The following is a 24,050-nucleotide window of genomic DNA, read 5'->3' on the forward strand; positions in this document are numbered from 1 at the left end:
ACACCCACGCTCACGCTCGTTCGCGGGAGGCAACATGAGGTTCGCCAAGGTCCTCGTCGCGAACCGCGGCGAAATCGCGTGCCGCGTGATCCGCACGCTCAAGCGGCTCGGCATCGCGTCGGTCGCGATTTATTCGGATGCCGATCGCGACGCGCGGCACGTGGCGCTCGCCGACGAAGCGGTGCGTGTCGGGCCCGCGCCGGCGGCCGACAGCTACCTGAACGTCGCGGCGATCCTCGCCGCCGCACGCGAGACCGGCGCGCAGGCCGTGCATCCGGGCTACGGCTTCCTGTCCGAGCATGCCGGTTTCGCCGATGCATGCGAGGCAGCGGGCCTGCGCTTCATCGGGCCGCGCGGCGATCACATGCGTGCATTCGGCCTCAAGCACACCGCGCGCGCGCTCGCCGCCGCGCACGGCGTCGCGCTGCTGCCGGGCACGGGCCTGCTCGACGATGTGGCGACGGCGCTCGCCGAAGCCGACGCAATCGGTTATCCCGTGATGCTGAAAAGCACCGCCGGCGGCGGCGGGATCGGCATGTCGCTCTGCCGCGATGCCGCGCAGCTCGAGGCGGCCTTCGAATCCGTCGTGCGGCTCGGCAACGCGAACTTCGCGCATGCGGGGGTCTATCTCGAGAAGTTCGTCGAACACGCGCGGCACATCGAAGTGCAGATCTTCGGCGACGGGCTGGGCGGCGCGATCGCGCTCGGCGAACGCGATTGCTCCGTGCAGCGCCGCAACCAGAAGGTGATCGAGGAAACGCCCGCGCCGGACCTGAGCGGCGCCGAGCGCGATGCGCTGCATGCGAGCGCGGTGCGGCTCGCCCGCGCGGTCGACTACGCATCGGCCGGCACCGTCGAATTCGTGTTCGACGCGAACGCGCGGCAGTTCTATTTCCTCGAGGTGAATACGCGGCTGCAGGTCGAACATTGCGTGACCGAAGCGGTGACGGGCATCGATCTCGTGGAATGGATGATCCTGCAGGCCGAAGGCGACCTGCCGCCGCTCGACACGCTCGTCGTCGCGCCGCGCGGCGCGAGCATCCAGGTGCGGCTCTATGCGGAGGATCCGCACAAGCAGTTCCAGCCGAGCGCGGGGTTGCTCACGCACGTCGCGTTTCCGGACGACGTGCGCGTCGACGGCTGGATCGAAGCGGGCACCGAGATCAGCGCGCATTACGATCCGCTGCTCGCGAAGCTGATCGTGCGCGGCGATACGCGGCGCGACGCGCTGGCCGCATTGCAGGCCGCGCTCGCGCGTACCGAGCTGTACGGGATCGAGACCAACCTCGACTACCTGCGCGCCGTTGTCGGCTCGGACACGTTCGCGCGCGGCGCGCCGACGACGGCATTCCTGTCGCGCTTCGCGTTCGCGCCGCACACGATCGACGTGCTCGACGGCGGCGTGCAGACCACCGTGCAGCAGGCCCCCGGGCGGGTCGGCTACTGGAGCGTCGGCGTGCCGCCGTCCGGCCCGATGGACGATCGCGCGTTCGATCTCGCGAACGCGCTGCTCGGCAATGCGCGCGATGCGGCGGGGCTGGAATTCACGATGGTCGGCGCGACGCTGCGCTTCAACACGGCGACGCTGTTCGTGCTCGGCGGCGCGCCGCTCGCGGCCACGCTCGATGGCGAGCCCGCGCCGTTCTGGCAGGTGCTGCGCGCGCGGCCCGGCGCTGTGCTGAAGCTCGGCGGCGTGATGGGCGCGGGCGTGCGCGCATGCCTCGCCGTGAAGGGCGGGCTGCAAGTGCCCGACTATCTCGGCAGCAAGGCGACCTTCACGCTCGGCCAGTTCGGCGGCCACGCGGGGCGCGCGCTGCGCAAGGGCGACGTGCTGCATCTGCACGCGGACGCGGGGCGCGGCGACGCGGGCGCGACGCTGGCCACGGCCGACGTTCCCGCGCTGACGCATGCCTGGACGCTCGGCGTGCTCGACGGGCCGCACGGCGCGCCCGATTTCTTCACGCCCGACGACATCGCGATGCTCTACGGCACGCAGTGGACGGTCCATTACAACTCCAGCCGCACCGGCGTGCGTCTGATCGGCCCGAAGCCGCAATGGGCCCGCGTGGACGGCGGCGAGGCAGGCCTGCATCCGTCGAACATCCACGACAACGCGTATGCGATCGGTGCGGTCGATTTCACCGGCGACATGCCGGTGATCCTGGGCCCCGACGGTCCGAGCCTCGGCGGCTTCGTGTGCCCGGTGACGGTCGTGCGCGACGAGTTGTGGAAGCTCGGGCAGCTGCGCCCGGGCGATACCGTGCAGTTCGTGCGCGCCCGCGTGTCGCCCGCGCCTGCCGCCGCCTCGATCGCGATCGCGCCCGCGGCATCCGCTGGCGCGCCGGACGATTGCGTGCTGCATCGCGACCCGTCGGCCGGCGGCGGCATCGGCGTGGTGTACCGGCGCTCGGGCGATCGCAACGTGCTGGTCGAATACGGGCCGCTCGTGCTCGACCTCAACCTGCGCTTTCGCGTGCACGCGCTGATGTGCTGGCTCGACGCGCACCGGTTGCCCGGCATGCTCGACCTGACGCCGGGGATACGTTCGCTGCAGGTGCAGTTCGACGCGCGGACGCTGCCGCTCGCCACGCTGCTCGCGCATCTGCAGGCCGCCGAGCGCGAACTGCCCGACGTGGCCGACATGCGCGTGCCGAACCGCATCGTGCATCTGCCGCTGTCGTGGGACGACCCGTCGACGCGCGTCGCGATCGAGCGCTACATGCAGTCGGTGCGGCCCGATGCGCCGTGGTGCCCGAGCAATATCGAGTTCATCCGGCGCATCAACGGCCTGACGAGCATCGACGACGTGAAGCGCATCGTGTTCGACGCGCGCTATCTGGTGATGGGGCTCGGCGACGTCTACCTCGGTGCGCCGGTCGCGACGCCGATCGATCCGCGGCACCGGCTGGTGACCACGAAGTACAACCCCGCGCGCACCTGGACGCCGGAGAACGCGGTCGGCATCGGCGGCGCGTATCTGTGCGTGTACGGGATGGAAGGGCCCGGCGGCTACCAGTTCGTCGGCCGGACCGTGCAGATGTGGAACCGCCACCGCACCACGCGCGAGTTCGAGGCCGGCAAGCCCTGGCTGCTGCGCTTCTTCGACGAGATCCGCTTTTACGAAGTCAGCGAGGCGGAGCTGACCGCGCTGCGCGCGGATTTCATCGCGGGCCGCGCGGCGCTGAAGATCGAGGAATCCGTGTTCGATCTGGGCGCCTACAACCGCTTTCTGCGCGACGAGGCGGATTCGATCGCGACGTTCAAGGCCACGCAGCAAACCGCGTTCGAAGCCGAGCGCGAGCGATGGCGGGCGGCCGGGCACGCGGAATACGTCGGCGACGCGGAGCAGGGCGACGCGCAGGCGGCGCGGGCAGCGGGCGCGCTCGACGACACGCAGCGGGCGATTGCCGCGGACGTGTCGGGCAGCGTGTGGAAGGTGCTGGTCGAGGCGGGCGAGCGCGTGACCGAAGGGCAGGTCGTCGCGATCGTCGAGTCGATGAAGATGGAGGTGGTGGTGACGGCAACGGAAGACGGCACGATCGAGACGATCGATTGTGCGCCGGGCGCGGCGGTGGTGGCCGGCCAGCGGCTGATGGTGATGAAGGCGGGCGCCGCCGAGGAGGTCGCATGAGCACGGCGGAACGTTCCATCCTGCCCGGGCTGCGCTCGATTGCCGCGCTGCGCGCGCGCTACGTGGCGGGCGACCTGACGCCGCATGCGCTCGTCGACGCGATCGCCGCGCATTTCGACGCCGGCGACCCGCATCATGCGTGGATCCGTCCGCTGACGCGCGCGGAGATGACGCGGTATGCCGACGCGCTCGCCGGGCGCGACGTCGCGTCGTTGCCGCTTTACGGCGTGCCGTTCGCGATCAAGGACAACATCGACCTCGCCGGCATACCGACGACGGCGGCCTGCCCGGCGTATGCGTACACGCCGGCGCGCAGCGCGCCCGTCGTCGAGCGGCTGATCGCGGCCGGTGCGATTCCGGTCGGCAAGACCAATCTCGACCAGTTCGCGACCGGGCTCTCGGGACAGCGCTCGCCTTACGGCGCGTGCCGCAACGCGCTCGATCCACGCTATGCGTCGGGCGGGTCGAGTTCCGGGTCGGCGGTGGCGGTCGCACTCGGCGTCGCGACGTTCTCGCTCGGCACCGACACGGCCGGTTCCGGGCGCGTGCCGGCCGCGTTCCACGGCCTCGTCGGGCTCAAGCCGACCCGTGGTGTGGTGAGTACGCTCGGCGTCGTGCCGGCCTGCCGCTCGCTCGATTGCGTGTCGGTGTTCGCGCACTCGCCGGCCGATGCGCGGGCGGTGTTCGACGTCGCGCATGGCGTGATCGAAGGCGATCCTTACGGGCGCGCATGGCAGCCGCCGGCGGGCGCGGGCGGACTGCGCGCGCATCCGGCGCGGCCGCTCGCGCAGGTGCGCTTCGGCGCGCCGCGCGCCGATCAGCTCGAATTCTTCGGTGACGAATCGTATCGCGCGGCCTGGGGCACGGCGCTCGAACGCCTGCGCGCGACCGGCGCGGAAGTCGTCGAGATCGATTTCAGCCCGTTCCTGGCGGTCGCGCGGCTGCTGTACGACGGCCCGTGGGTTGCCGAGCGGCTCGCCGCGATCGGCGCATTCGCCGCGCGCGAACCCGATGCGCTGCATCCGGTGATCCGCGAAATCGTCGGCGGCGCGTCGCGCTTCAGCGCGGCCGATGCGTTCGCGGCATTCGACCGGCTCGCGATGCTGCGCGTCGAGGCGGCGCGCGTATGGAGCGGGCTGGACGCGATCGTCATGCCGACCTCGGCGACGACCGCGACCGTCGACGCGCTCGAAGCCGATCCGATCGGCGTCAACTCGCGCTTCGGCTACTACACGAATTTCGTCAACCTGCTCGACCTGTCGGCGATCGCCGTGCCGGCCGGCACGTGCGAAAGCGGGCGGCATGCGGGCTTGCCGTTCGGGATCACGTTCGTCGGCCGCGCGAACGACGATGCGCGGCTGCTCGATCTCGCCCAGGCGTGGGCCGACGGCACCGTCGCTGCTGGCGATGCGGCCGTCGGGGATGCCGGGTCGCCAGCGCCGGCGGCATCGGCCTCCGACGCGTCGTCCGCTGCCGTGCGCGTGGCCGTCGTCGGCGCGCATCTGCGTGGCGAGCCGTTGAACGGGCAGCTCACGCAGCGGGGCGCGCACTTCGTCGCCGCGACGACGACGGCTGCCACCTATCGACTCTATGCGCTGTCCGCGGCGGCCTGCGGTGGCGTCGCCAAGCCTGGCCTCGTGCGCGTGCCGGACGGCGGCGCGCCGATCGCGGTCGAGATCTGGGAGATGCCCGTCGACGCGTACGGCAGCTTCGTCGCCGGGATTGCGGCGCCGCTCGGCATCGGCACGCTGACGCTCGCGGACGGCTCGCGGGTGCAGGGCTTCCTGTGTGAAAGCGCGGCGCTCGACGATGCGCAGGACATCACGCGCTTCGGCGGCTGGCGCGCATACCGCGCTCAGGCCGCCAGCGGCGCGTTGCAATGAACGCCCGGTCGCGCGTCGCTCCGGCACCCGCGCGACCGGCACCCGAAACGATACGGAGATTCCCATGTCAACGACCCGTAACCCAACCGGCTGGCTCGCCGTTCGCCGCGAGCTGACGGCGCGCGGCAAATGGACGCTCGGCCTGGCGTCCTTTCTGCTGCCGTTCGCCGTCTGGTGCCTGATCAGCTATGTGCCGTTCGTCTGGCATCCGCAAATGCGCATCACGAATCCGGGAAGCGTCGACTATTTCCAGACCGGCATGCAGATCGACCGCGACGTGTTCGACGACGAGCTCGCGCATGCGCGTGCGACGCACGCGGCCGTGCCCGAGGGCGTGCGCGCGAACCCGGTGTACCTGCCTGCGCCGCACCAGGTGCTGCGCGCGTTCTACACGGCGTTCACGACGCCGCCCGCATCGCGCGATGGCGTGTGGCTGCACGAGAGCCTTTGGCACAGCATCCGGATCATCTTCTGGGGCTTCGTGATCTCGTCCGCGATCGGCGTGCCGCTCGGCATCGTCTGCGGCACCTTCAGCGCGCTCGCGCGGCTGCAGGAGCCGTTCCTGGAGTTCTTCCGCTATCTGCCTGCGCCCGCATTCGGCGCGCTGATGGTCGCGATCCTCGGCATTTACGATGCGCCGAAGGTCGCGATCATCGTGATCGGCACGCTGTTCCAGCAGGTGCTGATCATTGCGAACACGACGCGCAAGCTCGAATACGGGCTGTTCGAGGCCGCGATGACGCTCGGCACGAAGAAGCTTCAGCTGCTCACGCACGTCGTGATTCCGGGCGTGCTGCCGGATCTGTATCGCGACCAGCGGATTCTGCTCGGCTGGGCGTGGACCTACCTGATCGTCGCCGAACTCGTCGGCACGAGCTCGGGCATCACGTGGTACATCAGCCAGCAGGCGCGCTACCAGCATTTCGACAACGTATACGCGGCGATCCTGATGATCGGGATCATCGGCCTCGGCACCGACATCGTGCTCGGACTGCTCGGCCGCAAGCTGTTTCCGTGGGACCGCACGCTGAAGGCGTGACGCCCGTCGACGCGCATCCATCGACCGATTTTCGTAGAGGGCATCATGCAGAATCCGCAAGCCGTTCCCGATTACCTGATTCAATCCGACGCGGTGCGCGAGCGCTTCGCGCGACTCAAAGCCCGCGACGTGATTCTCGACGTGCGGCATGTCGGCAAGCGTTTCGCGACGCCGCAGGGCGAGTGCGTCGCGCTCGACGACATCAACTTCCGCACCCACCGGCGCGAGTTCGTGTGCGTGATCGGTCCGTCCGGCTGCGGCAAGTCGACGCTGATTCGCATCCTGGCGGGGCTCGAGGCGCAGACGAGCGGTGAGGTGCTGCTGGACGGCAAGCCCGTGCAGGGGCCGGGCGCCGATCGCGGGATGGTGTTCCAGGGCTATACGCTGTTTCCGTGGCTCACCGTGAAGAAGAACGTGATGTTCGGTCTCCGCATGAACGGCAGCAGCAGCGGCGAAGCTGAGCGCGAGGCGCTGCAGTGGCTCGACCTGGTCGGACTGACGCGTTTCGCCGACGTGTATCCGCATCAGTTGTCGGGCGGCATGAAGCAGCGCGTGGCGATCGCCCGCGCGCTCGCGAACCGTCCGCGCATCCTGCTGATGGACGAGCCGTTCGGCGCGCTCGACGCGCAGACGCGTGCGCGAATGCAGACACACCTGCTCGACATCTGGCGCAATATCGACGTGACGATCCTGTTCATCACGCACGATCTCGACGAGGCGATCTTCCTCGCGGACCGGATTCTCGTGTTGAAGGCGAACCCGGGCGGCGTGCAGGAACTGATCGAGGTGCCGGTGGCGCGGCCGCGCGACTATTCGCAGGTCAATACGCCCGAATTCATCGCGACGAAGGCGCGGCTCGAAGCGCTGATCCATCCGAAGGAGGAGGCGGCGGACGATGAGGGTGTGAAGCCGCACATGATCCGGATGACGGATGTTTCGGACAATGTCGAGTAGCGGGCGTGGTTATGGTTCGGCGTTTTTAAACATCGTATCTGGTCGCGTGTAGTGCGAAATAATGCCGTTGCGCGCGCCCGGCACATCTATGGGGTGAGCCCTGGCGACACCGGGCCGGCCGCTCGGCCGCAACGACAGCCGGCACGTTGCCGGCCGGTCGCCGGGCGACCAGCCGTCCGCCTGCGCGAAACGGCGCTGGCGCCGCGTACCGAAGCGAGCGTTCTGTTCATCCGGTTCGCGTTGAAGGATGCCGGCATCGTCGCGCCGATTAAGCCGGCGGTGCACGACGCCTCGACACCGGTTCCATCCGACGACGACCTGCTCCATCCACAATGCCGGCCCATGCCGGGCCACTACTGGCGCAGCGATGTGCTTGCCGCGTGCGCCGCCACGTGTACGGCCGATTTCGCGGTACTGGATCGCGATGGTGCCGTGTCCGGCTATTTCGGCCGGGAGACGTCGACTGAGATCGCCGGAGGCGGGGCGGATTCGTAGCAGCCCGATTTCAGGCCGTCGTCGGGCCGCGACGGCAACGTCAACCTGGCGCCCGATACCGGTTTCCCGACGATCCTACGCGAGAATCCAGCGATTAAACAGGATTCCGAATGGTTTGGCTCGTGGGCCGCCCTCGCGTTAGTTTCGCTCCTGTTCCAGCCAGCGTCGTTGCGATGTAGAGAGACGCGTGCGCATGGCCGCCTGGGCCAGAAGCACCTCGCCGTTTTCCAGCGCGTGAAGAATGGACTCGTGCTCGTCGAACGCGTTGGCCCATGTCTGACGGCTTTCGGTGTGCGCGCTGACGCGCGACGAGATGATGCCGGCGGCGCATCGCGTGGTGGGGCTGCAGTGCGGCGGCTCGGACGGCTATGCGGGCATCTCGGCGAATCCCGCGCTGTGGGTGCGTCAGGAAGACGACATCGATATCGATTGCGGCCGGGTGATCGACCGCATGTCGAGTGTCGATCAGCTCGGCGCCGCGATCTTCCAGCACATGCTCGACTGCGCGTCCGGCAATCGCTCGAAAGGCGAGCTGCACGGCTAGGGCCAGAACGAATTTGTGCCCCTGGCAGGTTGGTGTGATGACCGAATCGAGTTCTGCTCGTTGCGGTCGGGCTCCCTGTGCCTCCGCCGCGCGATCAAATTCAAAATTTGTCTAGTCATTCTGACGATTGGACCATCCGGCATGCACCAAGTGCGTGCCTGAACTCCCGCGACAAGGCACGTAAGAGCCCGTAAAACATGGGGATTTCCCGCGTTTTCACGATTTTTTTTGATCGCTGCTTGTTTCGCTGTTTTTCTTCTTGCATGATGCTTGTATAGACAAATTCCTGAGGCGGCTTGGCGCACCGAAGGGATGACGCACTTCAACGCAAGGAGAATCTCGTGAACGGCAAACGCATCAAGTGGGCAATCAGGACGATCGGCGTCATCGCGGCGGCAGCGGCAACGCTCGCCGCGCCGGTGCAGGCAAAGGAATGGAAGACGGTGACGGTCGCGCTCGAAGGCGGCTACGCACCGTGGAACCTCACGCTGCCGGGCGGCAAGCTGGGCGGTTTCGAACCGGAACTGCTCGCCAACGTGTGCGAGCGGATCAAGGTGCAGTGCAACATGGTCGCGCAGGACTGGGACGGGATGATTCCCGGTCTGCAGGCCGGCAAGTTCGACATCCTGATGGATGCGATTTCCATCACGCCTGAGCGCGAAAAGATCCTGCTGTTCTCGCGTCCGTATGCGGCGACGCCCGCGACGTTCGCCGTCACCGATACCAAGATCCTGCCGAAGGCCGCGCTCGGCGCGCCGATGGTCAAGCTGACCGGTGACGCGAACGCGGACAAGCCCACCGTCGACGCGCTGCGCAAGCAGCTGAAGGGCAAGACGATCGGTATCCAGTCGGGCACCGTCTATACGAAGTTCATCAACGACAGCTTCAAGGACATCGCGTCGATTCGCGTGTACAAGACCTCGCCCGAGCGCGATCTCGACCTTGTCGCCGGGCGCATCGATGCGTCGTTCGACGACGTGACGTACTACGCGGCGAACAACACGAAGAAGGACAACGCGTCGATCGTGCTCGCGGGGCCGAAGCTCGGCGGGCCGATCTGGGGGCCGGGCGAAGGCCTCGCGTTCCGCAAGCAGGATGCCGATCTGAAGACGAAGTTCGACCAGGCGATCGGCGCGGCGCTTGCGGACGGCACGGTGAAGAAACTCGCCGACAAGTGGTTCAAGACCGACGTCACGCCGTAAGCGTGCATTCGGCGGCCGCCACGTAAGGGATTCGAACGACGCGTGGCGGCACGCATCCCGCAGATTCACTCAACGCTTGCCGGGAGGCACGCATGGCGATTCTTGAAATGCTCGGCTTCGGAACCGAAGGCTGGGGCGGTGTGCTGCTGATCGCCGCGCTGATGACGGTCGCGCTGACGCTCGCGGCGCTCGCGGTCGGCGCCGTGATCGGCGCGGCGATCGCGGCGGCGAAGCTGTCGCGCCACCGCAGTGCCCGCCTGCTCGGCGACCTCTACACGACGGTGTTTCGCGGCGTGCCGGAACTGCTCGTCATCTATCTGTTCTACTTCGGCGGCTCGACGCTCGTCACGGCCGTCGGGCAGTGGTTCGGCGCGGAAGGCTTCATCGGCGTGCCGCCGTTCGTGATCGGCGCGCTCGCGGTCGGGATGATCTCTGGAGCTTATCAGGCCGAGGTGTATCGCGCGGCGGTGCTCGCGGTGTCCAAGGGCGAGCTCGAAGCCGCGCGTTCGATCGGCATGCCGCGCAGCATGGTGCTGCGCCGCATCCTGATTCCGCAGGTGCTGCGCTTCGCGCTGCCCGGTATCGGCAACGTGTGGCAACTGAGCCTCAAGGATTCGGCGCTGATCTCCGTCACCGGCCTCGCCGAGCTGCTGCGCACGAGCCAGATCGCCGCGAGCTCGACGCATCAGTACTTCGTGTTCTTCGTCGCGGGCGGCGCGCTGTACCTCGTGATGACGGGCTTGTCGAACCGCGTGTTCAACCGGGCGGAAGCGATCGTCGGCCGGTCGTTCCGTCGCAATTTCGCGCGTAACTGACGGAGAACGTGCATGTCCATCGATTTCGACTTTCTTTTCGATACGCTGCGCCAGCTGCTCGCGGCCGTGCCGACCACGCTTGGCCTGTTCTTCGCGTCGCTCGTGCTCGGCGGCCTGCTGTCGCTCGTGATCGTCACGATGCGCGTGTCACCGCACTGGTTGCCGAACCGTTTCGCGCGTGCCTACATCCTCGTGTTTCGCGGCTCGCCGCTGCTGATCCAGATGTTCCTCGTGTATTACGGGCTCGGCCAGTTCGGCGTGATCCGCGAAAGCTTCATGTGGCCGCTGCTGCGCGAGCCGTACGTGTGCGCGGTGCTGTCGCTCGCGCTGTGTACGGCAGGCTACACGGCTGAAATCCTGCGCGGCGGTCTGATGGCCGTGCCGGTCGGCCAGATCGAAGCCGGTTATTCGATCGGGTTGTCGGGCTTCGCGCTGCTGCGGCGCGTGATCGGCCCGATCGCGCTGCGTCAGTGCCTGCCTGCTTACTCGACCGAAGCCGTGCTGCTCGTCAAGTCGACCGCGCTGGCCAGCCTCGTCACAGTGTGGGAAGTGACGGGCGTCGCGCAGCAGATCATTCAGCAAACCTATCGGACGACCGAGGTCTTCGTCTGCGCTGCCCTCATCTATCTGGCCCTGAACTTCATCGTCGTGCGCCTGCTCGGCACGCTCGAATGGCGGCTCTCAGGGCACCTGCGTGCGCCCAAGCCGTCCGGTGCGCCCGTCGCGACGACGCGCAATCCCCGGCGCGCCGCATCCTGAGCGCCCCCATCCTTTCCAGGAGAATCCGATGAACACCGCTGCTCCCGTTGCGCTGTCGGTCAAGAACATCCACAAGTCGTTCGGCGATCATCATGTGCTGAAGGGCATTTCGCTCGACGCGCACGAGGGCGACGTCATCTCGATCCTCGGCGCGAGCGGGTCGGGCAAGAGCACCTTCCTGCGCTGTCTGAACCTGCTCGAGACACCCGACGACGGCTCCGTCGCGCTCGCCGGCGAAACGCTCGCGATGAAGCGCGCGCGCGACGGCAAGCTGCATCCGAGCGATCGGCGCCAGGTCGACCGGATCCGTTCCCAGCTCGGCATGGTCTTTCAGAACTTCAACCTGTGGTCACACATGACGGTGCTCGACAACCTCGTCGAGGGACCGCTGCGCGTGCAAAAACGCAGCCGCGCGGAAGCGGTCGAGGAAGCCGAGGCGCTGCTGGCGCGCGTCGGTCTCGCCGACAAGCGCGGCTACTATCCGGCACACTTGTCGGGCGGCCAGCAGCAGCGCGTTGCGATCGCACGCGCGCTCGCGATGCATCCGAAGGTGATGCTGTTCGACGAACCGACGTCCGCGCTCGATCCGGAGTTGGTCGGCGAAGTGCTGCGCGTGATGCGTTCGCTCGCGGAGGAGGGACGAACCATGCTGGTCGTCACCCATGAAATGGGCTTCGCACGGCACGTATCGAATCGCGTGATGTTCCTGCATCAGGGCGAAGTCGATTCGGACGGCACGCCCCACGACCTGTTCGGCGGCCAGTGCTCCGAGCGTTTCCGGCAGTTCGTGTCGAGCCACCACGACCGTACATCGAACTGAGGCTGCCATGACCGTATTCCGTGCGGCACGGCCGCTCGACTGGCGACAAGTTGCGGCAGTGGCCGCAGGCGAGCCGCTTGCACTGACCGATGACGCGCGCGCGCGCGTCGTCGCCGCGCGCGAACTCGTCGACGAGATCGTCGCGCGCGGGATTCGCGCATACGGCGTCAATACCGGCGTGGGCGCACTGTGCGACGTGATCGTGTCGCCGGCGCAGCAGAGCGCGCTGTCGCGCAACATCCTGATGAGCCACGCGGTCGGCGTGGGCGCACCACTCGGCGCGGCGGAAACGCGTGCAATCATGGCCGCGGCGATCAACAACTACGCGCACGGGCATTCGGGCGTGCGCGCCGACGTCGTCGACCAGCTTGTCGCGCTGCTCGAGCACGATTGCCTGCCGGAGGTGCCGGCGCACGGCTCGGTCGGCTATCTGACCCACATGGCGCACGTCGCGCTCGTCTGCATCGGGCACGGACATGCGCGCCACCGCGGCGAGCGCATACGTGGCGACGAGGCGCTGCGCCGCCTCGGCCGCAAACCGCTCGTGCTCGGCGCGAAAGAGGGGCTGAGCCTGGTCAACGGCACGCCGTGCGTGACGGGGCTCGCCGCGCTGGCGCTCGCGCGCGCGGAACGGCTGCTCGACTGGGCCGACTGGATCGCGGCGACGAGCTTCGAGAATCTCGGCGGGCAGCTCGCGGCATTCGATCCGGCCTCGCTCGCGCTGCGGATTTCGCCGGGCATCGGGCACGTCGGCGCGCGCTTGCGGACGATGCTTGCCGACAGCCCGATGCTTGCGGCGGCGAGCGGTCGGCATACGCAGGACCCGCTCAGCCTGCGCACGATTCCGCACGTGCATGGCGCGGCCCGCGACGTGTTCGCGGTGACGGCGGAAGTCGTCGATCGCGAGCTCGCGTCGGTCACCGACAATCCGATCGTCGCCGGCACGCGCGACGCACCGGCCGTTCATTCGCAGGCGCATGCCGTCGGTGCGGGCATCGCGCTGGCAATGGACAGCCTCGCGGCCGCGATGGCACAGGTGGCGGCAATCGCCGAGCGGCGGCTGGACCGTCTCGTCAATCCGCTCGTGAGCGGGCTGCCGGCGTTTCTTGCGGCGCCGGGCGGCACGTGTTCGGGGTTCATGATCGCGCAGTACACGGCGGTCGCGCTGGTCGCGCAGAACCAGCGACTCGCGGCGCCGGCGAGCCTCGACGGCGGCATTACGTCCGGGCTGCAGGAAGATCACCTGTGTCACGCGACGCCGGCCGCGCTGAAGGCACTCGACATCATCGAGAATGCGACGCGCGTGCTCGCGATCGAACTGCTTGCCGCCGCGCAGGCCTATGATCTGCAGGCGAACGGAGCGGCGCCCGCCCCGTCGACCGACGCGCTGTGGCGATACGTGCGCGAACGCGTGCCGGCTTACCACGACGACCGGCCGCTTGCGGACGACATCGCGATCGCGGCCGGCATCGTCGCGGGCGAACCGCCGTCGCTGCGGTAGCGTCGGGCGGCGACGGGCGGATCATCCATCATTCATTCGGTCGAGGGCGCATGAACGAAACGGAACGACAACCTTCCGCACGACCGGCAAGGGAATCGGGCGATGCCGTGCCGGCGCGCGCATTGCCGGTCTATCAACAGATCAAGCGCTACGTCGTCGAGCGGATCGCGAAGGGCGACTGGAAGCCCGGTGGCGCGATCCCGACCGAGGCCGAACTGGTCAAGGAATTCGGTGTCGCCCGGATGACGGTGTCGCGCGCGCTGCGAGAACTGACGGCCGAACGCGTGCTGACCCGCATCCAGGGCGCCGGCACCTTCGTCGAGCGCCGGCATTACGAATCGACGGTGCTGGAAATCCGCAACATCGCCGACGAGATCGCCGAGCGCGGTCATCGGCACAGCGCGCGCGTGCTGCTGATCGAGCGCAGCGTCGACCCGGACGCGATCGAGGCGCTCGAGCTGCGTTCCGGTCCCGTGTTTCATTCACGCATCGTGCATTTCGAGGAAGACGAGCCGATCCAGTTCGAGGATCGCTACGTCAATCCGGCGTTGTTTCCCGCCTATCTTGAGCAGGATTTCGCGATCGAGACGCCGAACCACTACATGGTGCGGCTGGCACCGATTCAGCGCGCGGAGTTCCGGATCTATGCGGAGAAACCCAATGCGCAGGTGCGCCGGCATCTCGTGATGGAAATCGGCGAGCCGTGTCTCGTATTGAAGCGCCGCACGTGGGTCGGCGAGCACGTCGCCACGTCGGTCAGGCTGTGGCATCCGGCGTCGCGGTTTCATCTGGCGGGGACGATGTAGGGATGCGGAGGCTGTCGAGCCATTCGTTCTTCCCCTGCCGGCACGTACGATCACGCTCGCGGCCCTGATTCCCCGCAGGGAGTGGCGCATAATGTTTCGAGGTCGACCCTTGGCTGGAAGAGGGTTTTATGCGCTGCACAATATGCGGGTCCGAGAATCCTCCCGGTGCGAGGTTCTGCCAGGAATGTCAGGCCGTGCTGTCCCGCACGTGTCCGCAATGCGGGCATGAGGCGGCGCCGGCGGCCCGCTTCTGCAGCAATTGCGGAACGTCGCTGACACCGCCCGCCGCCGCGCCGTCGTTTTCCCGACCGTCGGGCCGGGAACCGCCACCCACCCCGATTCATTACACACCCGATCATCTTGCCGAGCGCATCCGTGCCGAACATGCGGCCATGGAAGCGCGCGGCGAGCCCGCCGGCGAGCGCAAGACCGTGACCGCGCTGTTCGCCGACATGGCCGGGTCGACCGCGCTGATCCACGATCTCGATCCCGAAGTGGCGCATCGCCTGATCGTGCCAGTGGTCGAGCTGATGATGGAAGCGGTCCACTACTATGAGGGATACGTCGCGAAATCGCTCGGCGACGGCATCCTCGCGTTGTTCGGCGCACCGATTGCCCACGAAGACCATGCGCAGCGCGCGCTGTTCGCCGCATTGCGCATGCAGCAGGCGATGCGGCAGCATGGCGACCGCGTTCGTCTGCAGGAAGGCATTCCTCTGCAGATTCGCGTCGGCGTTCATACGGGCGAAGTCGTCGTCCGTTCCATCCGCACCGTCGACCTGCACACCGAATACGATCCGCTCGGGCATACGATTAACATCGCGTCGCGGATCGAGGGCATCGCCACGCCCACGTCGATTCTCGTCAGCGAGTCCACCCATAAGCTCGCTGAAGGCTATTTCGAGTTCAAGGCGCTGGGCGCGACACAACTCAAGGGCATTCCCGCGCCGCTATGCGTATACGAGGTGCTTGGCCTGGGCGCATTGCGCACGCGCCTGCAACTGGCGGCGCATCGCGGTCTCGCACGGTTCGTCGGTCGTGAGACGGAAATGGAGCATCTGAACCGTGCGCTGGAGGCGATGAGGTCGGGGCACGGGCGCGTCGTCGGCGTCGTGGGGGAGGCGGGCGTCGGGAAGTCGCGTCTGTTCCACGAGTTCAAGGAGCGCTCGCGACGTGGCGCGCTGGTACTGGAGACGTTCTCGGTCTCGCACGGCAAGGCGTTTCCGAATTTACCGCTCATCGAACTCCTGAAGAACTATTTCCAGATCACGGCGCAGGACGACGAGCGGCGCTGCCGGGAGAAGGTCATCGGCAAGGCGCTCGCGCTCGAGCGCAGTTTCGAGGACCTCGTGCCCTACGTCCTCTATCTGCTTGGAATCGGCGACGGCGGGTCGGTACTCGTCGACATGGATCCGCAGATCCGGCGCGACCGCACCTTCGACGCGATCAGGCAGCTTCTCGTGCGAGAAAGCTGGAATCAGCCGGTCCATTTGCTGTTCGAGGATCTGCAATGGCTCGACCGCGAAACGGAAGCGTTTCTCACCTACCTGATCGACCACGTGCCCGACGCACGAATCCTGCTTCTCGTGAACTACCGGCCCGAGTATCAGCCCGCATGGGCCGGCGCGGATCATTGCAGCAGGATTCGGCTCGAACCGCTTGGCCTGTCCGATGCGCAAGGACTGCTCACGGTGCTGCTCGGCGAGGATCGCACGCTCGTGCCGCTCAAGCAGCTCATTCTGGAGAAGACGGAGGGCAACCCGTTCTTCATGGAGGAAGTGGTCCAGACGCTCGTGGAAGAGAAATCGCTGCTCGGCGATGCCGGGCGTTATCACATCGTCGAGACCCCGACGACACTGCACATTCCCACCACCGTGCAGGGCGTGCTGGCCGCACGTATCGACCGGCTTCCCATCGAGGAAAAGGAGCTGCTGCAGGCGCTCGCGGTGATTGGCCACGAATTCCCGTTCAGCCTGATCCGGCAAATTTGCGGTGAGGCGCCGGCGCGCGACGACGAACTGCGTCGTCTGCTCGCCCACCTGGAAGCAGCGGAGTTCATCTACGAGCGCCCAGCCTTTCCCGAAGTCAATTACTCGTTCAAGCACGCGCTGACCCAGGAGGTGGCCGGGCGCTCGTTGCTCACGGAGCGGCGCACCACGCTGCACGAGCGCACCGCGCAGGCGATCGAAATGCTGTTCCCGACACGCATCGCCGATTACTGCAGCGAACTTGCGCACCACTACGGTCAGAGCGGCAACATTCCCAAGGCTGTCGAATACCTGCATCGCGCGGCACAGCAGGCGCTGCGCCATGCCGCCCATCACGATGCGATGAATCACCTTGGCGCGGCGCTTGCGTTGCTGAAGGGCCTGCCGGACACACCGATGCGTGCGCATTGGGAGCTGACGGTGTTGCTTTCCCTCGGGCCCGTCCTGATGGACGTGCGCGGGTATGGCGCGACGGAGGTTGGCACGACCTATACGCGCGCGCTCGAATTGTGCGAGCGCACGGGCGAGGCATCGCAGCGCTTTGCGACGCAGCTGGGATTGCGGATGTACCATCTGGTGCGCGGCGAGTACGCTCTCGCGACCGATCTCGGCAAGCAGATGCTCGTAACCGCTAGGAATGCGAATGATCCAGGTCTCCTCGTCGAGGCGCACAGTGCACTGGGCTCGTGCTTTTTTCTGCAGGGCGATTTCGGCACGGCTCGCATACACCTGGAACGGGCCCTTGCGATCTACGATCCGGAGCAGCATCAGGCGCACGTCTTCGCACACGGAGTGGATCCCGGTATCCGGGCGCTCAGTTTCCTCGTGCTGACCTTGTGGATTCAGGGGTATCCCGACCAGGCGCTCAAGCGCAGCGTTGAAGCACTTGCCCTCGCACGGAATCTTTCTTATGGGCCGTCCCTGGCGTTCAGTCTGACCTACACGGCGCACCTGCATCAACTGAGGCGGGAGCCGATGCTTGCCGCCGAGCGCGCGGAAGCGGTCATTGCCGTATCGACCGAGCACGGAATGCCGTACTGGCTCGCGTGGGGGACGCTTCTGCGAGGCTGGGCGATGAGCGCGCAAGGCGACATCCAGGGCGGCATCGAGCAGATGCGGCTGGGCCTCGACGCGCAGCGGGCAGCGGGCGGCGAAGATCAGCGGCCTTATTGTCTTGCGTTGCTCGCCGACAGTTACTGGCGCGCGGGTGACGAGCGGGCCGCCCTGGACATGCTGGAAGAGGCGACGACGATCGTCGAGCATTCCGGCGAGCATTGCTACGAGGCCGAGCTGTCCCGGCTCACGGGAATCTATCTGGCCGGCGCGGCGAGCAAGGAGGGGGCGGCCGCCACACGTGATGACGAAGCGGTCGACTGTTTTCATCGGGCGATCGCGCGCGCGCACCGGCAGGGTGCCAGAGCGCTGGAATTGCGCGCAGCATCGGACCTCGCTCGGCTACTGCAACGGCAGGGGAAGATCGTGGAGGCATGGCATGCGCTGTCCGAGGTGTACGCCTGCTTCACGGAAGGATTCGACACGCGCGATCTGCGAGAGGCGAAAGCGCTGCTGGATGCCTTGGACGGGCGCGCAGAATGAATGGGCCCGCGACGCACGACGACGTATCGCGTGACGACGTACCGTCCATGACCGGCTGTTGTTCCGTATAGCGAAGAACTGGGGAGACGGACATGACGCTCACGCACACACGTCGCCGCAACGATCTGCCGCGCAAACAGATCGCGCTGGCCTTGCAGGGGGGCGGGATGCACGGCGCCTTCACCTGGGGCGTGCTTGACCGGCTGCTCGAAGACGGCAGGCTCGAAATAGAGGGTGTCAGTGCAACCAGTGCCGGCGCGATGAACGCCGCTATACTCGCGTACGGGCTGCAACAAGGCGGCGAAGACGGCGCGCGTCAGGCACTGCACGACTTCTGGCAGGCGGTCGCGCGATCGGCGGAGCACTACAACCCGCTGCGCTGGGTGCCGTGGCTGAAGGGTACGCACAGCTTCGGGCTCGATCATTCGCCGCTCTATGCGTTCGCCGACATGATGCTGCGCGTCTTTTCGCCGTATCAGTTCAATCCGAACAACCTGAATCCGCTGCGCGAAGTGCTCGAAAGCCACGTCGATTTCGACGCACTGCGCAAGCACTGTCCGATCCGGTTGTACCTGTGCGCTACCAACGTCGAGACGGGGAAGATACGCATCTTCACGGGCGAGGACGTCAGTGCGGACGCGGTGCTGGCCTCGGCATGCGTGCCGACACTGTTCCAGGCGGTCTCGATCGATGGCGAATATTTCTGGGACGGCGGCTACATGGGCAATCCGGCCATCTATCCGCTCATCTACAATTGCGCGACGCGCGACGTCGTGATCGTGCACATCAATCCGCTCGTGCGACGCGGCGTGCCGATCACGGCGGCGGAAATCCTCAATCGCATCAGCGAGATCAGTTTCAATTCGTCGCTGATGCGCGAGATGCGGGCGATCGCGTTCGTCACCGACCTGATCCAGCAGGGCACGATCGATCGCGGCGAGATGAAGGAAATGCTGATCCATTCGATTCGCGCCGACGACGCCATGTGCGCGTTGAGCGTATCGAGCAAGTACAACGCGGATTGGGCATTTCTCAGCGAACTGCATGACCATGGTCGGCGCGAAGCCGACGCATGGCTTGCGCATCACTACGGAAACATCGGGCAGCGGTCGAGTATCGACATCCGCAGGGAGTTTCTCTGAACGCATCGCGGTAATGTCGGCATGGGGCGATCATGCGCAGACGCCCCGGGCCAAGGAGCGAACGTGAGCCGGATGCAGGAGCGGTTCGTCGCGTTGTGGTCGTGGAGCGGCGGGACAGATGCCGAGGGTGTCTATCGGATGCTGGCGCGATGCTATGCGGAGCCGGTGCGCCATTACCACACGCTCGTCCACGTGCGGCGATGCTTGCGCCAGTTCGACCTGGCACGCGAGTCGATTCCCGAACCGGACGCCGTCGAACTCGCGCTCTGGTTCCATGACGTGATCTTCGTGCCCGGCGCGAAGGACAACGAGCAGAACAGCGCGGACTGGTTCCGGCGCCGGGCGGGCGAGCGAATCCGCGCCTGCGACCACATTTGCGCGATGATTCTCGCGACGACTCACTCGGGTATTGCCGCAGGACTCGATGCCCGTTTCGTCTGCGACATCGACCTGGCCGTGCTCGGCGCTTCCCGCAGCCAGTTTCGCGAAGACGGCCGGCGTCTGCGGGCGGAGCGTCCCGATCTTGACGACCAGGCCTACGACCTTCATGAGCGGGCCATTCTGCGCGGGTTGCTCGTGCGTCCGCGCATCTATCTGACGGACTTCTTCTACACGCGTTGCGAGATGCAGGCGCGCAGGAATTTGAGTTGGCGGCTCGGCTTGCCGGTTTCCGAATCGGAATGAAGAACGGCTGCGCCGACGTGATGATCGATCGAAGCGGTGCTCGAGCCCGGGCGATTGCCGTCTGAATTTTTGGGGGCCGGAATGAAACGTCGCGCCGGTATTGCCCCTGCGCCCGCTCGCTACCCAAACTTAAACGAAATGTGACCCCTTCCCGCTGCAAAATTTTGCACAATGGCGGCAGCGCGGCGTTGCTGCCGTGATGCGCCCTCGCTGGCCGGTCTTTCGGCCCTGGGCAGACCAGAACCCGTCTTTCGACTTCCGGAACCACTACGAAGTGCCGCCGCCGACCGCCATGGACCACCCCAAACGCATCCTGATCGTCGAGGACGATGCCGACATCGCCGACGTGCTGAGCCTGCACCTGCGCGACGAGCGCTACGAAGTGGTCCACAGCGCGGACGGCACGGAAGGGCTGCGCCTGCTCGAACAGGGCAACTGGGACGCGCTGATCCTCGACCTGATGCTGCCCGGCGTCGACGGCCTGGAAATCTGCCGGCGCGCGCGCGCGATGGCGCGCTACACGCCGATCATCATCACGAGCGCACGCTCGAGCGAGGTGCACCGCATCCTCGGCCTCGAGCTCGGCGCCGACGACTACCTCGCGAAGCCGTTCTCGGTGCTCGAACTCGTCGCGCGGGTCAAGGCGTTGCTGCGACGCGTCGACGCGCTCGCGCGCGATTCGCGGATCGACGCGGGCACGCTCGACGTGGCCGGGCTGTCGATCGACCCGATCGCGCGCGAAGCAGCCGTCAATGGCGCGCGCATCGACCTCACGCCGCGCGAGTTCGACCTGCTGTATTTCTTCGCGCGGCATCCGGGCAAGGTGTTCTCGCGGATGGACCTGCTCAATGCCGTGTGGGGCTATCAGCACGAAGGCTATGAACACACGGTGAACACCCACATCAACCGGTTGCGCGCGAAGATCGAGGCCGATCCGGCCGAACCCGTGCGCATCCTCACCGTGTGGGGACGCGGCTACAAGCTCGCCGCGCCGGATCAGCGGGACGCGTGATGAAGCTGACCCTCACCCAGCGGCTGTCGCTCGTGTTCTCGGTCCTGTTGCTCGCGTGCTCGGGGGCGTCGGCATGGCTGCAGATCCGCGCGAACGACATGCGCGAGAAGGAAGTCGTGCAGGGCCTGTCGCGCGATCTCGCCGCGCATATCGCGAGCAGCACGCCGCTGACGGACGCCAACGGGCTGCGCCCGGACGCCGTGCGCTCGTTGTTCGGCCAGCTCATGGGCGTGAATCCGAGCGTCGAGGTGTACCTGCTCGACAACGCGGGGCGCATCCGGGGCGACGACGCGCCGCCCGGCCACGTGAAGCGCGACCGCGTCGATCTGGCGCCGGTGCAGCGCTTCATCGCGGGCGATCCGCTGCCGATCCTCGGCGACGATCCACGCAGCCCCGACGCGCGCAAGGTGTTCAGCGCCGCGCCGCTGCAGCGTGCGGGACAGCCGCCGTCCGGCTACATCTACGTGGTGCTGCTCGGCGAAGCGCACGACCGGCTGGCCGCGCGCGTCGACGCCGGCAACGTGCTGCGCACGACGCTGTGGTCGATGGCGCTCGTCGCGCTGCTCGGCCTGCTCGCGGGCCTGACCGCGTTCAGTTTCATCACGCGCCCGCTGCGCCGGCTGACCGATGCGATGCGCCGCTTCGACGCGAACGCCGCGCCCGACACGCAGCCGCCGGTGCCACGTTCGCCGCCCGGGCGACGCGGCGACGACATCGCGGTGCTCGAATCCGCGTTCGCGCAGATGGCCGACCGGATCGGCGACCAGTGGCGCGCGCTGACGCGTCAGGATCAGCAGCGGCGCGAACTGATCACGAACATCTCGCACGACCTGCGCACGCCGCTGACGTCGCTGCACGGCTATCTCGAAACGCTGTCGCTGAAGTCCGACGCGCTCGCGGAGTCCGAGCGCCGCCGCTACCTGTCGATCGCGCTCGCGCAGAGCACGAAGGTCGGCCGCCTCGCGCAGGCGCTGTTCGAACTCGCCCGGCTCGAATCGGGCGGCGTGCAGGCCGAGCGCGAGCCGTTCTCGCTCGTCGATCTCGTGCAGGACGTATTCGAGAAGTTCGAACTCGCCGCGCAGTCGCGCGGCGTCACGCTGCATGCACGCATCCCGCCGCGCGTGCCGGTCGTGTCGGCCGATCTCGGGATGATCGAGCGCGTGCTGACCAACCTGCTCGACAACGCATTGCGGCACACGCCGCAGCATGGCGAAGTCGAAGTGGCGCTGACGCCGCAGGAAGACCGCGTGGTCGTGACCGTGTCGGATACCGGCGAAGGGATTCCGCCGGCGCGGCGCGAAGGGCTGTTCCAGCGGCCGCAACGGCCGATGAGCGGCGGTGCGGCGACGAGCGGCGGGCTCGGGCTGCTGATCGTGCACCGGATGCTGGCGCTCAACGGCAGCGGGATCCGGCTCGTCGACCGGGAAGGGCGTGGCGCGGTGTTCGAGTTCGCGCTGGCGGTCGCGCAGCCGGCGGCCGGCGAAGCGCGCTGAAACCGACCGGTGCCGTCGTCGCGACCTTGGCCGCCAGTGCCGCGGCCTTCGACGACTTCATCGAATACACGCACATTCCGCTCGGCACGGGGCGCGATGAACGGCAGATCGTTCTCGAGGCACACCTGACGACGGAGCCAACAACGCGCGGTGGAACGCAGCCGACGAAGCCGCGCGCAGCGGACCGACCGATAAGAAGGACGCCGATGCCTCGCTTATCGATGCGGACGCGGAACACCCCTAGGCACGCTTATGCACGGCGAGGTCGCGCTGGGGCGGCGCTACGCGCTCCCTTGTGCGTAGCGTCTACCCGCCGCGCTTGCGCCGCACGTCGCTCGGCGTCGTGCCGGTCCAGCGCTTGAACGCGTGGCGGAATCCCACTGCGTCGCTGAAGCCGAGCGTCAGCGCGATGTCCTCGGTGCTGAGCGTGGTGGTGCTCAGGTAGTCGATCGCGAGCGCCTTGCGCACGCTCGTCAGCAACTCGCTGTACGACGTGCCTTCGGCGTCGAGCTTGCGGCGCAATGTGCGCGACGTCATGCACAGCGTGTCGGCGATCGCGTCGATGTCCGGAAACTGCCCGGGCGTACGCGTGAGTTCATGGTAGACGCGCCGCGTGACGCCCGCCTGGCTGCGCAATTCGTCGAGCAGGCGCGCGCAGTGCGACGACACCTGCGCGGCGGTGATCGGATTCGCGAGCTGTGGCGCGCGCGTGAGCCACGCGGCCGGGTAGCTCAACACATGGTGCGGCTGGTCGAACGCGATCGGGCATTCGAGCGCATCGGACAGCAGCGCCGCATGCGGCGGTCGCGGCTGCGCGAACTGCGCGCGGGCCGGCACGCACCACGCGCCCATCACGTCCTTGATGATCGTTACGTGCAGCGCGAATTGCATGTCGATCAGGAAGCGGTAGAGGGGCAGGTCCGGCTCCGGCAGCGCGGCTTCGTGCGGATCCGGGAACAGCCACGACGCGGTGTCGCCCTGTTCGACCCAGCGGATCGCGAGCATCCCGTTCGCGAGCTGGTGATATTTGACTGCCGAATCGAACGCATGCGCGAGCGATTCCGAACACAGCATCGCGTAGCCGTACATGCCGTAGCTCGACGCATGCAGCCGGTGGCCGACGCGCACGCCGAGATCGGTGCCGTCATAGCGGCCGATCGCGTTGCGCGCGGCGGTCAGGAACTGCAGTCGCGATGTGAGCGTGAACGGGTCGGTGACGGCGTCCGGCGACAGGCCGGTGCCGTCGAGCACGGCGGTCGGGTCCAGGCCGAGTTCCTGGGTGACACCGACCAGCACGGCCAGCTTGGCCGGCGAGAAGCGCTTCTCGCGTAACGCGTGGGCGAGCGGGGCGTCCGGCAGCGGGGCAGCGCCGGCGGCCGTCTGGGTCAAGAGCGCACTGCGCGGCATGGCTGGTTCTGCGTCCGATTCGATACCGTTCCGGGTTCGCGATTTTGCGCCGGAACGCGCGGGCGCGCCATAGGGTTCACCCTGATGCACATGGGCTTGCACGGCCCGGCAACGGCAAACCGACGCGCGAGCGCAAGCCGCGGCTGGCGGTGCGCCGCGCGCCCGCGTGTCCGTTTCGATCATCTTTTCGACCGCCCGGATCATTTTCAAAGCACCGTTGGCAGGCGATAGTCGTCGGTCAGGCGACGGCCCATGCGCATCCGGTGCGCGGGCCGCCGT

At 67.2% G+C, this 24,050-nt stretch carries 18 protein-coding genes and 1 pseudogene; 17 read left to right on the plus strand and 2 right to left on the minus strand.

Translation table 11 applies throughout. The features are described 5' to 3' along the window. The first annotated feature begins 34 nt into the window (after nt 1-34). The 4 genes from uca to WS75_RS23975 all read left to right on the plus strand — a co-directional run bounded on the left by uca (nt 35) and on the right by WS75_RS23975 (nt 7,507). Nucleotides 35-3,631: an urea carboxylase gene (gene uca, locus WS75_RS23960; RefSeq protein WP_059683879.1), complete on the plus strand. Its 3,597-nt coding sequence runs from the start codon at nt 35-37 to the stop codon at nt 3,629-3,631. After that, nucleotides 3,628-5,514, plus strand: a complete 1,887-nt coding sequence (gene atzF, locus WS75_RS23965) for an allophanate hydrolase (RefSeq protein WP_059683881.1) — start codon at nt 3,628-3,630, stop codon at nt 5,512-5,514. The genes uca and atzF overlap by 4 nt, the downstream gene beginning before the upstream one ends. A 64-nt stretch (nt 5,515-5,578) precedes the next feature. After that, a complete protein-coding gene (locus tag WS75_RS23970) occupies nt 5,579-6,553 on the plus strand; it encodes an ABC transporter permease (RefSeq protein ID WP_059683883.1) in 975 nt (324 codons plus the stop codon). A gap of 45 nt (nt 6,554-6,598) precedes the next feature. Continuing rightward, nucleotides 6,599-7,507 carry an ABC transporter ATP-binding protein gene (locus WS75_RS23975; protein ID WP_059683886.1) on the plus strand — a complete coding sequence of 303 codons (909 nt, stop codon included), beginning with the start codon at nt 6,599-6,601 and terminating at the stop codon, nt 7,505-7,507. Between the two features lie 9 nt (nt 7,508-7,516). On the opposite strand, the gene WS75_RS34730 is transcribed toward WS75_RS23975, so the two are convergent. Then, on the minus strand, nt 7,517-7,834 hold the full coding sequence (locus WS75_RS34730) for a hypothetical protein (RefSeq protein ID WP_257129446.1): 318 nt from the start codon (nt 7,832-7,834) through the stop codon (nt 7,517-7,519). Here WS75_RS34730 and WS75_RS34735 point away from each other — a divergent pair. From WS75_RS34735 to WS75_RS24040, 13 genes and pseudogenes are all read left to right on the plus strand, one after another. Next, nucleotides 7,736-8,002, plus strand: coding sequence for an AidA/PixA family protein (locus WS75_RS34735; RefSeq protein ID WP_257129444.1), 267 nt, complete (start codon nt 7,736-7,738; stop codon nt 8,000-8,002). The two genes, WS75_RS34730 and WS75_RS34735, sit on opposite strands and share 99 nt — an antisense overlap. Nucleotides 8,003-8,327: 325 nt before the next feature. Further along, a pseudogene (locus tag WS75_RS23985) lies at nt 8,328-8,546 on the plus strand (hypothetical protein); the annotation flags it as partial. A 341-nt stretch (nt 8,547-8,887) separates the two neighbouring features. Then, nucleotides 8,888-9,748 (plus strand): transporter substrate-binding domain-containing protein, encoded by an 861-nt coding sequence (locus tag WS75_RS23990; protein ID WP_059683893.1) that lies wholly within the window; start codon nt 8,888-8,890, stop codon nt 9,746-9,748. Between the two features lie 92 nt (nt 9,749-9,840). Further along, the gene (locus WS75_RS23995) at nt 9,841-10,563 is read left to right on the plus strand and encodes an ABC transporter permease (protein WP_059683895.1); all 723 of its coding nucleotides are present in this window, start codon (nt 9,841-9,843) and stop codon (nt 10,561-10,563) included. A gap of 12 nt (nt 10,564-10,575) precedes the next feature. Beyond that, a complete protein-coding gene (locus WS75_RS24000) occupies nt 10,576-11,322 on the plus strand; it encodes an ABC transporter permease (RefSeq protein ID WP_059683897.1) in 747 nt (248 codons plus the stop codon). Between the two features lie 28 nt (nt 11,323-11,350). Then, entirely contained in the window at nt 11,351-12,142 is a 792-nt protein-coding gene (locus tag WS75_RS24005; protein WP_059683899.1) for an ABC transporter ATP-binding protein, read from the plus strand. Nucleotides 12,143-12,149: 7 nt separating this feature from the next. Then, complete coding sequence (locus WS75_RS24010) at nt 12,150-13,643, plus strand: HAL/PAL/TAL family ammonia-lyase (protein ID WP_059683901.1); 1,494 nt, start codon at nt 12,150-12,152, stop codon at nt 13,641-13,643. A 50-nt stretch (nt 13,644-13,693) separates the two neighbouring features. Further along, nucleotides 13,694-14,449, plus strand: coding sequence for a histidine utilization repressor (gene hutC / locus WS75_RS24015; RefSeq protein ID WP_059683904.1), 756 nt, complete (start codon nt 13,694-13,696; stop codon nt 14,447-14,449). A gap of 128 nt (nt 14,450-14,577) precedes the next feature. Continuing rightward, nucleotides 14,578-18,033, plus strand: a complete 3,456-nt coding sequence (locus WS75_RS24020) for an adenylate/guanylate cyclase domain-containing protein (RefSeq protein WP_059683908.1) — start codon at nt 14,578-14,580, stop codon at nt 18,031-18,033. A 92-nt stretch (nt 18,034-18,125) separates the two neighbouring features. Continuing rightward, nucleotides 18,126-19,175 (plus strand): patatin-like phospholipase family protein, encoded by a 1,050-nt coding sequence (locus tag WS75_RS24025; protein WP_059683910.1) that lies wholly within the window; start codon nt 18,126-18,128, stop codon nt 19,173-19,175. A gap of 138 nt (nt 19,176-19,313) precedes the next feature. Beyond that, complete coding sequence (locus WS75_RS24030; protein ID WP_174912742.1) at nt 19,314-19,859, plus strand: HD domain-containing protein; 546 nt, start codon at nt 19,314-19,316, stop codon at nt 19,857-19,859. A 292-nt stretch (nt 19,860-20,151) separates the two neighbouring features. Continuing rightward, on the plus strand, nt 20,152-20,871 hold the full coding sequence (locus WS75_RS24035; RefSeq protein WP_059683980.1) for a response regulator transcription factor: 720 nt from the start codon (nt 20,152-20,154) through the stop codon (nt 20,869-20,871). Further along, a complete protein-coding gene (locus WS75_RS24040; protein WP_059683915.1) occupies nt 20,871-22,364 on the plus strand; it encodes a HAMP domain-containing sensor histidine kinase in 1,494 nt (497 codons plus the stop codon). The genes WS75_RS24035 and WS75_RS24040 overlap by 1 nt, the downstream gene beginning before the upstream one ends. 306 nt (nt 22,365-22,670) lie before the next feature. Here the strand turns inward: WS75_RS24040 and WS75_RS24045 are convergent, their stop codons facing one another. After that, nucleotides 22,671-23,771 (minus strand): AraC family transcriptional regulator, encoded by a 1,101-nt coding sequence (locus WS75_RS24045; RefSeq protein ID WP_059683918.1) that lies wholly within the window; start codon nt 23,769-23,771, stop codon nt 22,671-22,673. Nucleotides 23,772-24,050 lie beyond the last annotated feature (279 nt).

It is taken from the genome of Burkholderia sp. FL-7-2-10-S1-D7 (assembly GCF_001524185.1).
In the GTDB taxonomy this organism is placed as follows: domain Bacteria; phylum Pseudomonadota; class Gammaproteobacteria; order Burkholderiales; family Burkholderiaceae; genus Burkholderia; species Burkholderia diffusa.

Excerpts from the sequence above, each read along its gene's own strand:
- uca (WP_059683879.1), top strand. The coding sequence starts at position 35 with ATGAGGTTCGCCAAGGTCCTCGTCGCGAACCGCGGCGAAATCGCGTGC.
- atzF (WP_059683881.1), top strand. The coding sequence starts at position 3,628 with ATGAGCACGGCGGAACGTTCCATCCTGCCCGGGCTGCGCTCGATTGCC.
- WS75_RS23970 (WP_059683883.1), top strand. The coding sequence starts at position 5,579 with ATGTCAACGACCCGTAACCCAACCGGCTGGCTCGCCGTTCGCCGCGAG.
- WS75_RS23975 (WP_059683886.1), top strand. The coding sequence starts at position 6,599 with ATGCAGAATCCGCAAGCCGTTCCCGATTACCTGATTCAATCCGACGCG.
- WS75_RS34730 (WP_257129446.1), bottom strand. The coding sequence starts at position 7,834 with ATGGAGCAGGTCGTCGTCGGATGGAACCGGTGTCGAGGCGTCGTGCAC.
- WS75_RS23995 (WP_059683895.1), top strand. The coding sequence starts at position 9,841 with ATGGCGATTCTTGAAATGCTCGGCTTCGGAACCGAAGGCTGGGGCGGT.
- WS75_RS24000 (WP_059683897.1), top strand. The coding sequence starts at position 10,576 with ATGTCCATCGATTTCGACTTTCTTTTCGATACGCTGCGCCAGCTGCTC.
- WS75_RS24005 (WP_059683899.1), top strand. The coding sequence starts at position 11,351 with ATGAACACCGCTGCTCCCGTTGCGCTGTCGGTCAAGAACATCCACAAG.
- WS75_RS24010 (WP_059683901.1), top strand. The coding sequence starts at position 12,150 with ATGACCGTATTCCGTGCGGCACGGCCGCTCGACTGGCGACAAGTTGCG.
- hutC (WP_059683904.1), top strand. The coding sequence starts at position 13,694 with ATGAACGAAACGGAACGACAACCTTCCGCACGACCGGCAAGGGAATCG.
- WS75_RS24020 (WP_059683908.1), top strand. The coding sequence starts at position 14,578 with ATGCGCTGCACAATATGCGGGTCCGAGAATCCTCCCGGTGCGAGGTTC.
- WS75_RS24025 (WP_059683910.1), top strand. The coding sequence starts at position 18,126 with ATGACGCTCACGCACACACGTCGCCGCAACGATCTGCCGCGCAAACAG.
- WS75_RS24030 (WP_174912742.1), top strand. The coding sequence starts at position 19,314 with ATGCTGGCGCGATGCTATGCGGAGCCGGTGCGCCATTACCACACGCTC.
- WS75_RS24035 (WP_059683980.1), top strand. The coding sequence starts at position 20,152 with ATGGACCACCCCAAACGCATCCTGATCGTCGAGGACGATGCCGACATC.
- WS75_RS24040 (WP_059683915.1), top strand. The coding sequence starts at position 20,871 with ATGAAGCTGACCCTCACCCAGCGGCTGTCGCTCGTGTTCTCGGTCCTG.
- WS75_RS24045 (WP_059683918.1), bottom strand. The coding sequence starts at position 23,771 with ATGCCGCGCAGTGCGCTCTTGACCCAGACGGCCGCCGGCGCTGCCCCG.